This is a genomic window from Marinobacterium rhizophilum DSM 18822, assembly GCF_000378045.1.
In the GTDB taxonomy this organism is placed as follows: domain Bacteria; phylum Pseudomonadota; class Gammaproteobacteria; order Pseudomonadales; family Balneatricaceae; genus Marinobacterium_A; species Marinobacterium_A rhizophilum.
The window spans coordinates 138,209-153,137 of record NZ_KB899090.1; the positions used below are offsets into that span (position 1 = coordinate 138,209).

Below are 14,929 nucleotides of genomic sequence, written 5' to 3' on the forward strand. Positions count from 1 at the left end.
CAGCACCCACTGATTGAGGTAACCTGTATCGGCTCAGGCACCACGCTGCAGGTGCCCCAATCAAATGAGGATTGCCATGTTTCAGGTCACACCGATCCCGGCCTTCAATGACAACTACATCTGGCTTCTGGCCGAGCCGCAAAGCAACCGTGTTGCGGTGGTGGATCCCGGCGATGCGACCCCGGTATTAGAGTACCTGGCACACAACGACCTGACACTCGCAGCGATACTTATTACGCACCACCACCAGGATCACACCGGCGGTGTCGCCCGCCTGCTCGAAACCTTTCCCGTGCCGGTGTATGGCCCGCGTCCCAGCCCGTTTGGCGGCATCGACCACCCACTGCAGGACTCCGACAGCCTGGAACTCTTTGGCCAGCGTCTGCAGATACGGGAAATACCGGCGCACACACTGGACCATATCAGCTATTACTGCGCCCCCCGGACGGCAGACGAGGCACCGCAGCTTTTCTGTGGCGACACCCTGTTCCTGGCCGGCTGCGGGCGCCTGTTTGAAGGCAGCGCGCACCAGCTGCAACAGGCCATGGATTATTTTGCCGGCCTGCCCGATTCAACCGAAGTGTACTGCACCCATGAGTATTCCCTCGCCAACCTGGCATTCGCCGCCGCCGTCGAGCCCGACAATGTGCACATTCAGTCGGCGATTAAACGATGCAAGGCACTGCGCGCCGATGCAAAACCCACACTGCCGAGCCACATCGGCACGGAAAAAAACATCAACCCGTTCATGCGCACCCGCACCGACACAGTCAAGGCCAGCGCCTGCCAGCATGCCGGTTCTGCGCTCGAAACGCCGGTCGAGGTCATGACGGTCATCCGCCAATGGAAAAACCAATATTGATCAAAGGTTGACCAGTGCGGTACCCACCCATAGAATGCTTCGAATTTTTTTGAAATAGATTTCTGGCCCATGACCCTTACACGCAACTGGATATCCATCACAGCTGCAGGACTTCTGCTGTCCGGCTGCAGTAGCGCCCTGACACAGAACCCCGACAGCAGCACTGATGCACTCGGGTTGTCCGCCAGCCCGGCTAGCGCCCACGCCAGCCCCTGGGACCCCCGAGCGACCAGCAGTCGTGACAGCCTTGGCCATAGCAAAGCCCGCGCGAACACGACTGCCCCCCCTGACGACCTCTGGCAATTAAGCCGCAATTACTTCCAGCTAGCCCTCGAAACGGACAACCCCCGCGTCGCGTCGCAGATATCGTATTACAGCAAGCACCAGGACTACCTGGACCGAGTGACCGATCGCGCCGAACGCTACTACCACTACATACTGCAGCAAATCATCGAGCGCGGCCTGCCCACAGAACTCGCCCTGCTGCCTGTCGTTGAAAGTGCCTACGACCCCTTCGCCTACTCCTCCGGCCGCGCCGCCGGACCCTGGCAGTTCATACCGGGCACCGCCAAGCATTTTGGCCTGCGTAAAACGTGGTGGTATGACGGCCGCCGCGACATCGTGGCATCCACCGATGCCGCCCTGACCTACCTCGAACAGCTCAACAAGCGCTTTGACGGTGACTGGCTGCTGGCCCTGGCCGCCTATAATGCCGGCGGCGGCACCGTATCCAAGGCCATCCGCAAGAACACGAAGAAAGGCCTGCCAACCGACTTCTGGTCCCTCGACCTTCCCAGCGAAACCGAAGCGTATGTACCCAAGCTGCTGGCCATCGCAAGTCTGGTGAAAAGCCCGGGCAATTACGGTGTCACTCTCAGGCCACTGCCCATCGAGCCCTACTTCGCCATAATCGAAACCCAGGGGCAGATTGATCTCGCTCAGGTTGCCAAGCTGGCCGACACCAGCAGTGAAGAAATTGCCCTGCTGAACCCCGGTTTCAACCGCTGGGCCACCGACCCCGAAGGCCCGCACCGCCTGCTGATACCGGTCGACAACGCCGATGACTTCCGCGACAAACTCGCCGATTTGCCGGCGGAGCAACGGGTACGCTGGAACCGCTACCGCATTAAACGCGGCGACTCTCTTTCAGCCATTGCCGCACGTTTCAATACAAGCACCCAGGCAATTCGCACTGCCAATAAGCTCAAGAGCAACCGCATTACTGCCGGCAAGACCCTGTTGATTCCGGGACCTGCCAACGCCAGCCTCGCCTCCAACGATGGCCAGGCGGGCTCAACCGGCAGCGCACGGAAGAAGGTCAGTTACCGAGTACGTGCCGGCGACAGCTTCTGGAAGATTGCTCGCAGTCACAAGGTCTCCGTCAGCGACCTGACGCGCTGGAATCAAATGACCCCCAAAAGCCCGCTCAAGGCAGGCCAGGACCTGGTGATCTGGCGCAATGGCAATAGCGACACCCTCGCCCTCGGCGGTCGGGAAACACTGCGCCAGGTAGGCTACAGCGTCCGCAGCGGCGACTCCCTGTCACACATCGCCAACCGTTTCAGTGTTAGCGTCGCAGACCTGAAACGCTGGAACAAACTGGATCGAAACCAGTATTTGCAGCCGGGACAAAAACTCACCCTGTTCGTTAACGTGACCGACAGCTAAACGCCGGCTTGCATCAAGCAAACGCCCTGGTACTGCCCTCGCACCGCCCTCGCGAGAACAGCAGTGCCGGGGCGGTTCGCGTTCAGGCTCACGGCTGACAGCCGCCACACCAATATCACGCCCTCACAACCTCTTTTACAAACCTGTATTGAGAGCCCCTTTATCACAGGCCCTTCTATCACGAGGCCTTCTAGCAAAGGGCCTTCTAGCAAACGACGATGGAATAAATCTGCAATTCCCTTGTCTTATAGCGCAACTCGACCCATCCACGGTTCCATAAGCGACAAGTGACTGATATAACAAGTCATATTCTTGCAGAGGTGACGGAGCACTATGACCAGGACACATTTGCACTTGCGATTTCTTGGCGCACTCATTATCAATGCCTGCCTGTTTGCTAGCAGCTATCTGCTCGCCGACAGCCACACCAGCCACGGCATCGCCATGCATGGGGATCTAAAATATCCGGCCGACTTCAGCCACTACGACTACGTCAATCCGGATGCCCCCAAGGGTGGCACCCTGAAACAGTGGGACATGGGCACGTTTGACAGCTTCAACAGCTTCATCATCAAGGGCAGCGTCGCCGCCGGCACCGACCTGATATACGACAGCCTGATGGATCAGGCTGCGGATGAGCCCTTTTCACAGTACGGCCAGCTGGCGGAGTCTGTGACCCTGCCGAAGGATCGTCGCTGGGTGACATTCAAGCTGCGTGAAGCCGCGCGTTTCAGCGACGGCCAGCCGGTGACCGCGGAGGACGTCATTTTCACCTTCGATATTCTGCGCAGCAAAGGCAGTCCTTTTTACGGTGCCTATTACGCGGGTATCGACCGAATTGAAGCACCTGATCCCCACACTGTGACCTTCTATTTCAAGGGTGAAAACAACCGCGAACTGCCGCTGATCGTGGGCCAGGCCAGCATTCTGCCAAAACACTACTGGCAGGATCGCGCCTTTGACAGCCCGTCTCTGGATGTACCGGTGGGTTCCGGCCCCTATCGCATCTACAGCTTCGAAGCCGGCCGCTCGGTCACCTATGCTCTGCGTGATGATTACTGGGGCGCGGATCTGCCCGTCAGCCGCGGCCGCTACAACTTTCGCTACATGCGTTATGACTACTACCGCGATGCCACTGTTGCCCTGGAAGCCTTCAAGGCCGGCGAATACGACTTCCGCCTGGAAACCTCGTCCAAGGAATGGGCCACCGCCTATACGGGACCCGCTTTTGAAGATGGCCGCATTCGCAAACAGGAGCTGATCAACGGCAATCCCACCGGCATGCAGGCCTTTATTTTCAATACCCGGCGGGACAAGTTCGCCGACCCGCGGGTACGCGAAGCGCTGGGCTATGCGTTTGATTTTGAGTGGACCAACCGCAATATTTTTTACAATGCCTATACGCGCACCCACAGTTTTTTCTCCAACTCGGAAATGGCTGCTACCGAGCTGCCAACGCCCGAGGAGCTTAAACTGCTGGAACCGCTGCGCGATCAGGTGCCGCCCGAGGTATTTACCAAGGTTTACCGCGCCCCGACTACCGACGGCAGCGGCAATATCCGTGGCGCACTGCGCCAGGGCATGCGCCTGCTGCAAAGCGCCGGCTGGGAGTTCCGCAACAACAAGCTGATCAACAGCACAACGGGCGAACCGTTCCGCTTCGAAATTCTGCTGGTGCAGAAAGAATTTGAGCGCGTGATCGCCCCGATGATTCGCAACCTCGAGCGCATGGGTGTGGATGTGGATATCCGCATAATCGATGTATCTCAGTACATCAACCGACTGCGCAGTTTCGACTTCGACATGGTTGTCGGCTCCTTCCCCCAATCCAGCTCGCCCGGCAACGAACAGCGTGACTTCTGGCACTCCGAGCTGGCAGACATGCCCGGCACACGCAACCTGGTGGGCATAAAGAACCCCGCCGTCGACAGCCTGGTCGATACACTGATCGCGGCACCGGATCGTGCCAGCCTGGTGACTGCCGCCAGGGCACTGGACCGGGTGCTGCAGTGGAACCACTACGTCATTCCGCAGTTCCACATTGCCACCTACCGGATCGCCTACTGGAATCGCTACGGCATGCCGCAAGTGCGCCCGACCTACAGCCTGGGACTGGATACCTGGTGGGCGCTGGAACCTGACGATACGGCGCCGACGCACTGATGGGCATCTATATACTTCGCCGGCTGCTGCTGATCATTCCAACGCTGCTGGGCATTCTGACCATCAACTTCATCATTATCCAGGCCGCCCCCGGCGGGCCTGTCGAGCAGACCCTGGCGCAGCTCGAGGGCCTCAGCGTCGAGGCAACCGGCCGTATCGGCAGTGCCGTACAAAGCGACATCATTCAAAACAGCAATGGAGACAGCAGCTACCGGGGCGCCCAGGGCATGGATCCGGCACTGGTCGCACAGATCGAAAAGCTCTACGGCTTCGACAAACCCGCCCATGAGCGTTTCTGGCAGATGCTCAAAAACTACCTGGTGTTTGATTTTGGCCGCAGTTTCTACAGCGACAAGCCCGTGACAATACTGATCCTGGAAAAAATGCCGGTGTCCATTTCACTCGGACTCTGGACCACCCTGCTGACCTATCTGATCTCGGTCCCACTGGGCATCAAGAAGGCGGTGCGCGACGGTACCCCCTTCGATGTCTGGAGCAGCAGCGTCATTATTGTCGGCTATGCGATCCCCAACTTCCTCTTTGCCATCCTGCTAATCGTGTTGTTTGCAGGCGGCACCTATTTCAACTGGTTTCCACTGCGCGGGCTGACCTCGTCAAATTTTGCCGAATTGTCACTGCTCGGCAAGGTCGCGGACTATTTCTGGCATATTACATTGCCGGTACTGGCGTCGGTTATCAGCAGCTTCGCCACCCTGACCATGCTGACCAAAAACTCCTTTCTGGATGAGGTCGGCAAGCAGTATGTACTGACCGCACGCGCCAAGGGCCTGAACGAAAACCAGGTACTGTATGGCCATGTATTTCGCAACGCCATGCTGCTGATCATTGCCGGCATGCCCGCGGCCCTGATCGGTATATTCTTCACCGGCTCGATGCTGATCGAGGTCATATTCTCCCTCGATGGCCTCGGCCTGCTGGGCTATGAGGCGGTTATAAACCGCGACTATCCGGTGATATTCGGCACCCTGTATATCTTTACGCTCATCGGCCTGGTGCTGAAACTGATCAGCGATATTACGTACGTCATCGTCGACCCGCGTATCGATTTCGAGAGCCGGGAGGGATGATGCGACTCAATCCGATCAACCGTCGCCGGCTCGACAATTTTCGAGCGAACAAGCGCGGCTACTGGTCTTTGTGGCTGTTTGGCCTGCTGTTTTTTCTCAGCCTGTTTGCCGAGCTCATCGCCAACGACAGGCCACTGGTGGTGCAATATCAGGGCGAGCTTTACTGGCCGGTGGCGCAGGACTACAGCGAAACCCGCTTTGGCGGCGAGTTTGAAACCCTGGCCGACTTCAAGGACCCTTATATCCAGGACCTGATCTACAACGCGGGTCAGGGCTGGATACTCTGGCCCGCGGTGCGCTACAGCTTCGATACCATCAATTACGACCTGGCGGTACCGGCCCCCTCGCCGCCGAGCCGGGACAACTGGCTTGGAACCGATGACCAGGGCCGTGACGTACTGGCACGGGTCATCTACGGCTTTCGCATTTCCGTGCTCTTCGCGCTCGTGCTGACCCTGGCAAGCTCCGTCGTGGGCGTCGTGGCCGGTGCAATCCAGGGTTACTACGGCGGCAAGATCGACCTGCTGTTTCAGCGTTTTATCGAAATCTGGTCGGGCCTGCCCGTGCTGTTCCTGCTGATCATCCTGTCGAGCCTTGTGCAGCCGAACTTCTGGTGGCTGCTGGGCATCATGCTGATGTTCTCCTGGATGAACCTGGTGGATGTTGTGCGAGCCGAGTTCCTGCGCGGCCGCAACCTGGAATACGTGCGTGCGGCCCGGGCGCTGGGCCTGGGAAACCGGCTGATCATGTTCCGCCACATTCTGCCCAACGCCATGGTCGCGACCCTGACGTTCATGCCTTTCATATTCAACGGCTCGCTGGTCACCCTGACCGCCCTGGACTTCCTCGGTTTCGGTCTGCCCCCGGGGTCCCCATCCCTGGGCGAACTGGTTGCCCAGGGCAAGTCCAACCTGCACGCACCCTGGCTCGGCATTACGGCATTCTTTGCCCTGGCCATCATGCTGACGCTGCTGATTTTTGTCGGCGAAGCGGTTCGCGACGCCTTCGATGCAAGGAAACTCAAGCTGTGATGCTGCCTGCTTATACCTTCCTAGATTACCACCTGCGTACGCACCACCGTCTCGGCTTTGGGAGTCTGCTGCCATGAACGACGCGCTGGTCGAAATTAGCAAGCTGTCGGTACGGTTTGAGCAGGATGGCCAGAACATCGATGCGGTACGCTCGGTAAGTTTTGACATCCAGCGCGGCCAGACCCTGGCGCTGGTCGGTGAATCCGGTTCCGGCAAATCCGTCACGGCGATGTCCATACTGCGCCTGCTGCCCTATCCCAAGGCCAGCCATCCCAGCGGCAGTATTCGCTACAAAGGCGAGGACCTGCTGCAAGCCGCGGAGCCGCGCCTGCGAAAAATCCGGGGTGATCGCATTGGGGTCATCTTTCAGGAACCCATGACCTCGCTCAACCCGCTGCACACGCTCGAGAAGCAGATCGGTGAAACCCTGCTGCTGCACAAAGGCCTGAACGGCCTACAGGCACGGCGCCGTATCCTGGAGCTACTTACCCTTGTCGGCCTGCCGGATCCGGCGTCGCGCCTTGGCAGCTACCCGCACGAGCTGTCCGGTGGCCAGCGCCAGCGCGTTATGATCGCCATGGCCCTGGCCAATGAACCCGAGCTGCTGATCGCTGACGAGCCCACCACGGCACTGGATGTCACCATCCAGGAACAGATTCTCGAATTGCTGGCACGGCTGCAGCAGCAACTGGGCATGGCAATACTGCTGATAACCCACGACCTCAACATTGTGCGACGCCATGCCAACCGTGTCTGCGTCATGTACCAGGGCGAAATTGTCGAGCAGGCCGAAACTCGACAATTATTTGATGCCCCACAGCACGCCTACACACGTCGCCTGCTCGATGCCGAGCCCTCAGGCGCACCGACAGAGCCCCCCGCGACACCCGAGGAGATCATTGCAACCAAAGACCTGCGGATCTGGTTCCCCGTCAAGAAGGGGCTGTTCGGACGGGTGAAAGAGCACATCAAGGCCGTAGACGGTGTATCACTGCAGCTACCCCGCGGCCAGACACTGGGGGTGGTCGGCGAATCTGGCAGCGGAAAAACCACCCTCGGGCTCGCCATATTACGGCTGATTCGCAGCGAAGGCGGGATTCAATTCGAAGGTCAGGCCATTCAGGGGCTGGCGCAAAAACAGGTCAAGCCGCTGCGGCGCCAGCTGCAGGTGGTATTTCAGGACCCCTACGGCAGCCTGAGCCCGCGCATGCCCATCAGCGATATCATCAGCGAAGGACTGGAAGTGCACAGCATTGGCGAGGACCAGGCCGCACGGGAGCAGCTGATTATCGAAGCCTTGCAGGAAGTTGGGCTGGATCCGGCGAGCCGGCACCGCTATCCCCACGAATTCTCCGGCGGCCAGCGCCAGCGCATTGCCATTGCCCGTGCACTGGTGCTTAAACCCAAGCTGATCATTCTGGATGAACCCACCTCCGCGCTCGACCGCACGGTACAGAAGCAGATTGTGGAGCTGCTGCGCGCACTGCAGCAGCGCCACCGGCTGAGCTACATTTTCATCAGCCACGACCTGGCTGTTGTACGGGCCCTGAGCCACCAGCTACTGGTGATGAAGCAGGGCCGGGTGGTCGAACAGGGGCCTGCTGCCCGCATCTTCGATGCGCCCGCCCACGACTACACACGCCAGCTGCTCAAGGCCGCCTTTCGCTAGGAGGCTGGCGCTGCTCAACCTTGTTTTTAATGCCTGAAAGCAAAAAGCCACCGAGGCGAAACCCCGGTGGCTTTTTAGTGCCGCCTATTGGCAGCTGGCATCATTCGTAGCACTCAATGGCCACCCCGAAGAAAGCTGCCCGACTGGACGCTCCCCGTGTAGGGAGCGCTCCAGAATCGGGCGCCAAACTCAGTTTTTCTCGATCTCGGCCGCCCCCTTGAGCGCGCGCACCAAGTCCTGGTAGTCCTGCTGGCCCTGACGGCCAGCCAGGTAGCCACGCATGGCCTTCAACTCGTCGGCAGGCACCGGATCATCATCCAGGTTCGGCGTATTCACCGACTTCAACGCAACGATGGCCCTGGCACCGGTATTCAGCTCGACCGCGGCATAGCTGGCAGCACCGGCTTGCGGCTGCGGCATGCGAAACAGCTCGGCGCGCAATTCAGGGGTCAGCTCCTGACTGGCACGGCTGACACCGTCCAGCTCTGTCAGGGACTGCCCCTGTGCAGCAGCAACTTCCGCAATGTCCGCACCCTGCTTAAGCTGTTCCATAATCTCACCGGCCAGTGCGTCGATACGCGCCGCCGCCTTCTCGTCCAGCAGCGCCTCGCGGATCACGTCGGCGACCTCTTCCTGGGTCTGCTGGCGCGGGCGCAGATGCTCCTGCACTCGAATCACGACGCTTCGGCCCGCATCCAGTTCGATGGGTGCACTGTTAACCCCATCATTGATCAGCTCGGCCGAAAACGCCGCTGCCAGTACCCGGGGATTGGAGGTAACCTCATCGGCACCGCCGGCCCGGCCAAACGGCTCGCTGGTCTGAATGTCGAGCTGCAACTCTTCAGCGGGCTCTTCAAGATTGCCGGACGAAAAGGTTATGTCGGCCAGGCGCTCCAGCTGCTCGACATAGCGGCTCTCGCCTTTCTGCGACAGGATCTGTTCGCGCAGCTCAGACTTCATTTCGTCAAATGTTGGCGCCTCGGTCTGGACAATCTTGCCGAGCTTGATCAGGTGATAACCGAATTCGGTACGTACCGGCGCCGATACCTCGCCTTCACTTTGCAGGGCAAAGAGCGCGTCCTCGAACGGGCCTACAAACATGCCGCGCGCATTCAGCCCCAGGTCACCACCGCTGGCGGACGAGCCCGGATCGTCGGAATTTTCCCGCGCCAGGGTCGCAAAGTCAGCCCCTTCATCCAGCTGCTTTTTCAACGCCTGTGCCTTTGCTTCGGCTGCCGCGTCATCCTGCTCGTCAGACACTTCAATCAGGATATGCGCAGCCTCGCGCTCCTCCTGCGAGTTGAAAGTAGCCAGTACCTGCTGATACTGCCCCTGCAATTCGGCATCGGTAACCTCGATATCGCCCAGCAGATCCGCCTTGTCGAGCAACAGATAGCGAATGCTGACCTTCTCTTCAGTCTGGTACAGGTCGCGCTGCGCTTCATAGCGTGCGGCGATATCGTCCTCGGTAATCTCTATCTGCGCTCGAATAGGCGCCACGGGCAGTTCAAACCAGGCCATATCGCGGGTCTGACGGTCCAGTGACAGCAGATTCTTCAGCTCGCCATCGGTGACAAATGCGGACAGCTGATAACCGGCTTTCTCCTGCTCAATCAGGGTTTCACGGCGCAGATAATCCCGATAGGTCAGCGGCGTTAAGCCGACATTGCGCAACACGGCCTCAAACTGATCACGGTTAAAGGTGCCGTCAACCTGGAAGTCGGTGGTGCCGACGATCATCTGATCGAGCATCTGCGGCGAAATCGCCATACCCTGTTCGCTCGCGGACTGGACCAGCACCGTATCTTCAATCAGGCGATCCAGTACCCGGGCACGAATGAGATTATCATCCAGCGCGGCGGGATCGGCATTTTCCCCCATCTGAGCCAGCAGCTGACGACGCTGCAACTCGACAGCGCGGAACAGCGCCTGCTCACCGATATCTTCACCGTTGACGGTCGCCGGCGCCTTGGACCCTGTCGTCAGACTGACCAATGACTCAACGCCGAACAGCGCGAAGGTCACGACGATCAGGCCCACGATAACTTTTGCAACGATACTTTGGGAATTATCCCTGATGGACTGCAACATGCTGAATCCAAAAATTCAAATGTACGAGATTAAAAAAAAAGCGCATTCAATCGAATACGCTTTTTTGTATTAGATGGTACAAAAACGCATTTTGGTATTTTTGCACCAAACCCGGGTAAACGCCTGATCAAAAAACAATCGCTTATACCCCTGCGTATCCCGAAATGGAAAATCGAACAACATATCCATTTCGACGTAGAACAAAACATGGTCGGTTGATATTTGACCGCTCAAGTTTTGTACACGTAAGGTGGAGACTCAAATAACAGCTGAACTCTCACACCGCTATAAATACTTTGGCAAAACTGGTGGCACTATTTAAATTAATGAAATTAAATTTTCTAGTGCCAGAAACAGTAATCAAAAAATATTTTTACTGTTTCAATCTTCAGGGCTTTAGAAAATGAATCAGGCCACGCCCCAAGTCACTTTCAGGTGTAGCTCCGACAACCCGTTCGCCGATCGCGAACCGTTCTCGGAACCTGCCCTTGATAATAGTCTTACTTGTTTACCGCGTCTTTCAGAGCCTTGCCCGGCTTGAAAGTCGGCAGAGTCGCAGCTGCAATTTCGATCGGCTGACCAGTTTGCGGGTTACGACCAGTGCGTGCGGCACGCTCTTTCACACCGAAGGTACCAAAGCCAACCAGAGCGACGGAGTCACCTTTTTGCAGAGCGCCAGAGATGCTTTCCAGAGCAGAGTCCAATGCGCGGCCAGCCGCAGCTTTCGGAATGTCAGCAGAAGCTGCAATAGCATCAATCAGTTCAGACTTATTCACAATGTTCCCCTTGAATCCAATTCGTTATGTTCTTATGTACCGTAGTCCATGCCCAGCAAGACGATCAGGCACTTTATACCAACTGGCAGAAACCGCTGTCAAGCAGACGCCACGCGGTTTCTGCCGATGTTGCGTATTAATGAGTCTTTATTTGTCCAGACTCGTCCTTTACCTTTTTTTTATCCGAAGCGACAGGTTCCTGACGTTCTTTTTTACCCGGTTTGGGCTGGTATTTGAGTGCAATATCCAGTACGTCGTCAATCCACTTGACCGCTTTTATTTCCAGATCCGCCTTAATATTGTCTGGTATTTCCTTCAAATCACGCTCGTTTTCCTGCGGAATGATCACCGTACGAATGCCACCACGGTGTGCCGCAAGCAACTTTTCCTTGAGCCCGCCGATCGGCAGCACCTGCCCGCGCAGGGTGATTTCGCCGGTCATCGCAACATCAGCCCGCACCGGAATACCGGTCAGAACTGAGACCAGCGCGGTACACATGCCAACGCCCGCACTGGGGCCGTCCTTGGGCGTGGCGCCTTCCGGAACATGGATGTGAATGTCGCTCTTTTCGTGGAAGTCTGCCGCTATTCCCAGACTTTCGGCGCGGCTTCGCACCACCGTCAGGGCCGCCTGAATCGACTCCTTCATGACATCACCCAGGCAACCGGTCGTCACCTGACGCCCCTTGCCAGCAACCACCGCTGCCTCAATGCTGAGAATTTCGCCGCCCACCTGGGTCCAGGCCAGACCGGTCACATGACCCACCTGATCCTCTTCCTCGGCAATGCCAAAACTGTGCCTGCGCACGCCGCTGTAGTGCTCCAGCTCATCGCCGCCAATGATCCGTTTCTCGCCCTTGAATTGCCCCAGGGACAGCTCCTTGACCAGCTTGCGGCAGATCTTGGCGATCTCGCGCTCCAGGCCTCGCACGCCAGCTTCACGGGTATAGTAGCGAACCAGGTGCTTGATAGCCTCGTCGGAAATCTCAATTTCGGATGCCTTGAGGCCATTTTGTGCCAGTTGCTTGGTCACCAGGTACTTGCGGGCAATGTTGAGCTTTTCGTCTTCGGTGTAACCCGGAATCCGAATGATCTCCATGCGATCCAGCAGCGGGCCAGGAATATTCATGGAGTTTGACGTGCAGACAAACATGACGTCTGACAGATCGTAATCGACCTCCAGGTAATGGTCATTGAACGTGCTGTTCTGCTCCGGATCCAGCACTTCCAGCAACGCCGAGGCCGGATCGCCACGCTGATCCATGCCCATCTTGTCGACTTCATCCAGCAGGAACAGCGGGTTTCTTACACCCACCTTGCACATTTTCTGGATCAGCTTGCCGGGCATCGAACCGATATAGGTGCGGCGGTGACCGCGAATTTCGGCCTCGTCCCGCACGCCACCCAGGGCCATGCGCACGTATTCTCGATTGGTGGCCCGCGCGATAGAGCGCCCCAGCGAGGTCTTGCCGACACCCGGAGGACCGACCAGGCACAGGATTGGCCCCTTGAGCTTGCGCACGCGCTTCTGTACTGCCAGGTACTCGAGAATGCGGTCTTTTACTTCAGCCAAGCCGTAGTGATCCTCGTTCAGAATCTTCTCGGCCCGCTTCATGTCATGCCGTACCTTGGAACGCTTGGCCCACGGAATCTGCAGCATCCAGTCGATATAGCCGCGCACCACCGTGGCTTCGGCGGACATGGGTGACATCATCTTGAGCTTGTTGTACTCGCCCAATGTCTTGTCGTAGGCTTCCTTGGGCATGCCGGCAGCGTCGATACGGCGCTTGAGCTCATCCATATCATTGCTGCCGGACTCATCCAGATCACCGAGTTCCTTCTGAATCGCCTTCATCTGCTCATTCAGATAATACTCGCGCTGGCTCTTTTCCATCTGCTTTTTGACCCGGCCGCGGATGCGCTTTTCCACTTCAACCAGATCAATCTCCGACTCCATCAGCGCCATCAGGTGCTCAAGGCGCTTGTGGTTATCCAGCATTTCGAGGATGTGCTGTTTTTCGTCCAGCTTGAGCGACATATGCGCAGCGATGGTATCTGCCAGGCGGCCGATATCATCGATATTCTGCAGCGACGTCAGAACCTCGGACGGGATTTTCTTGTTGACCTGGATAAACCGCTCAAACTGATCCAGCGCTGTGCGCTTGTAAATTTCAGATTCCGCAGGGTCGGCCTCTTCAACCTTGAGCACCGATACGCGCGCGGTAAAGCTGTCTTCAGTCTGGTGGAAACTTTCAATATTGGCGCGGTAGTCACCTTCAACGAGCACCTTGATGGTGCCATCCGGCAATTTGAGCATCTGCAGCACGGATGCAACGGTGCCAACCTCAAACAGCCCCTCGGCAACAGGTTCATCATCGGATGCATTTTTCTGTGCGACCAGCAAAATTTCCTTGTTGCTGTTCATGGCCGATTCAAGGGCCTGAATCGACTTTTCACGACCGACGAACAGCGGAATGACCATATGCGGATAGACAACTACGTCGCGCAGCGGCAATACCGGAAGCTCGATGGCTACAGCATCCTCTTTCGCTTCAATCTGATCCATGTGGATGATGCCTCTTTGCAGAGCACCCGCCCCTAGCGCTGACGAATGCAAGAACCTTGGAAATAATGGTAATACCAATCAATGGGGCTGACGCATGAAAATACAAGCGATAGATTGAAAAAAACCGCGCCCAGCAGTGTTCGAAACCATCCGCGGCGGTGGAATCGGCACAGAAAGCAACGCAACCACGCTTGCTGCACCACAGCAAACAGGCCTGACTCCGTTATATCAGCAACCCGGGGGACAGGACAACGCCAAAAAAATGGGGCCCTGAAAACAGGGCCCCACTCCGACTACGACTTACTTGTAGTAGGCTTGTTCGGTATTGCTGTGATCGGTTTCGTCGCGCACGGCGCTCAGGCCCGGTACACGCTCTATAAGCGTCTTCTCCACACCATCCTTGAGCGTCATGTCTACCGCACTGCACCCCTGGCAACCACCACCGAACTTGAGCACGGCAATATGGCCGTTTTCTTCTTCAACCAGCTCGACCAGCTTGACCTCACCACCGTGACTCGCCAGCCCCGGATTGATTTCGGAGTACAAAATGTAGTTGATCTGCTCTTCCATCGGGCTGTCAGCGGAAACCTTGGGCACCTTGGCATTAGGCGCCTTGATGGTCAGCTGACCACCCATGCGATCTTCAGCGAAGTCGATGGTGGCCTCCTCCAGGTACGGCAAGCTGTTACGCTCCAGATAGAAGCGAATCAGGGTCAACTCCAGCAGTTCGTCATCAGCGATCACCTCATCAGGGCGGCAGTATGCCAGACAGGTTTCGGCATAAGACGTACCCGGCTGAGTTACGAACATTCGCACGGAGATGCCTTCGGCGTCCTGCTTTGACAGCAGGTCCGCCAGATATTTTTCAGCACTTTCGGTAACCGTGATATTCATTGGAATTACTGGACTCCTACTTCACAAACTGACAGTTGGTACTAATAAACCGAAGGATACACGCAATCTAATTCCGAGTAAATTGATCAGATATTACGACCATGCTCCACCGCTGTCATAA

Annotated in this window: 10 protein-coding genes; 6 read left to right on the forward strand and 4 right to left on the reverse strand. The window is 57.3% G+C overall.

The features are described 5' to 3' along the window. Positions 1–76: 76 nt before the first annotated feature. From gloB to F451_RS0102510, 6 genes are all read left to right on the forward strand, one after another. Positions 77–862, forward strand: a complete 786-nt coding sequence (gene gloB / locus F451_RS0102485; protein ID WP_020679772.1) for a hydroxyacylglutathione hydrolase — start codon at positions 77–79, stop codon at positions 860–862. Between the two features lie 69 nt (positions 863–931). Beyond that, the gene (locus F451_RS0102490; protein WP_020679773.1) at positions 932–2,530 is read left to right on the forward strand and encodes a lytic transglycosylase; all 1,599 of its coding nucleotides are present in this window, start codon (positions 932–934) and stop codon (positions 2,528–2,530) included. A 333-nt stretch (positions 2,531–2,863) separates the two neighbouring features. After that, positions 2,864–4,693, forward strand: a complete 1,830-nt coding sequence (locus tag F451_RS0102495; RefSeq protein WP_051103895.1) for an extracellular solute-binding protein — start codon at positions 2,864–2,866, stop codon at positions 4,691–4,693. After that, a complete protein-coding gene (locus F451_RS0102500) occupies positions 4,693–5,781 on the forward strand; it encodes a microcin C ABC transporter permease YejB (protein ID WP_020679775.1) in 1,089 nt (362 codons plus the stop codon). The genes F451_RS0102495 and F451_RS0102500 overlap by 1 nt, the downstream gene beginning before the upstream one ends. Next, positions 5,781–6,812, forward strand: a complete 1,032-nt coding sequence (locus tag F451_RS0102505) for a microcin C ABC transporter permease (protein WP_020679776.1) — start codon at positions 5,781–5,783, stop codon at positions 6,810–6,812. Before F451_RS0102500 ends, F451_RS0102505 begins: the two co-directional genes overlap by 1 nt. Before the next feature lie 73 nt (positions 6,813–6,885). Further along, on the forward strand, positions 6,886–8,481 hold the full coding sequence (locus F451_RS0102510) for an ABC transporter ATP-binding protein (RefSeq protein WP_020679777.1): 1,596 nt from the start codon (positions 6,886–6,888) through the stop codon (positions 8,479–8,481). A 189-nt stretch (positions 8,482–8,670) separates the two neighbouring features. On the opposite strand, the gene F451_RS0102515 is transcribed toward F451_RS0102510, so the two are convergent. The 4 genes from F451_RS0102515 to nfuA all read right to left on the reverse strand — a co-directional run bounded on the left by F451_RS0102515 (position 8,671) and on the right by nfuA (position 14,808). Beyond that, complete coding sequence (locus F451_RS0102515; protein ID WP_020679778.1) at positions 8,671–10,572, reverse strand: SurA N-terminal domain-containing protein; 1,902 nt, start codon at positions 10,570–10,572, stop codon at positions 8,671–8,673. Positions 10,573–11,072: 500 nt separating this feature from the next. After that, entirely contained in the window at positions 11,073–11,348 is a 276-nt protein-coding gene (locus F451_RS0102520; protein ID WP_020679779.1) for an HU family DNA-binding protein, read from the reverse strand. Positions 11,349–11,484: 136 nt separating this feature from the next. After that, positions 11,485–13,914, reverse strand: a complete 2,430-nt coding sequence (gene lon, locus F451_RS0102525; protein ID WP_020679780.1) for an endopeptidase La — start codon at positions 13,912–13,914, stop codon at positions 11,485–11,487. A 300-nt stretch (positions 13,915–14,214) separates the two neighbouring features. After that, complete coding sequence (gene nfuA / locus F451_RS0102530; protein WP_020679781.1) at positions 14,215–14,808, reverse strand: Fe-S biogenesis protein NfuA; 594 nt, start codon at positions 14,806–14,808, stop codon at positions 14,215–14,217. Between the last annotated feature and the right edge of the window lie 121 nt (positions 14,809–14,929).

What these genes read in the sequence shown, in the direction of transcription:
- F451_RS0102490 (WP_020679773.1), top strand. Translation starts at nt 932, where the DNA reads ATGACCCTTACACGCAACTGGATATCCATCACAGCTGCAGGACTTCTG.
- lon (WP_020679780.1), bottom strand. Translation starts at nt 13,914, where the DNA reads ATGGATCAGATTGAAGCGAAAGAGGATGCTGTAGCCATCGAGCTTCCG.
- gloB (WP_020679772.1), top strand. Translation starts at nt 77, where the DNA reads ATGTTTCAGGTCACACCGATCCCGGCCTTCAATGACAACTACATCTGG.
- F451_RS0102510 (WP_020679777.1), top strand. Translation starts at nt 6,886, where the DNA reads ATGAACGACGCGCTGGTCGAAATTAGCAAGCTGTCGGTACGGTTTGAG.
- F451_RS0102495 (WP_051103895.1), top strand. Translation starts at nt 2,864, where the DNA reads ATGACCAGGACACATTTGCACTTGCGATTTCTTGGCGCACTCATTATC.
- F451_RS0102500 (WP_020679775.1), top strand. Translation starts at nt 4,693, where the DNA reads ATGGGCATCTATATACTTCGCCGGCTGCTGCTGATCATTCCAACGCTG.
- F451_RS0102505 (WP_020679776.1), top strand. Translation starts at nt 5,781, where the DNA reads ATGCGACTCAATCCGATCAACCGTCGCCGGCTCGACAATTTTCGAGCG.
- F451_RS0102515 (WP_020679778.1), bottom strand. Translation starts at nt 10,572, where the DNA reads ATGTTGCAGTCCATCAGGGATAATTCCCAAAGTATCGTTGCAAAAGTT.
- nfuA (WP_020679781.1), bottom strand. Translation starts at nt 14,808, where the DNA reads ATGAATATCACGGTTACCGAAAGTGCTGAAAAATATCTGGCGGACCTG.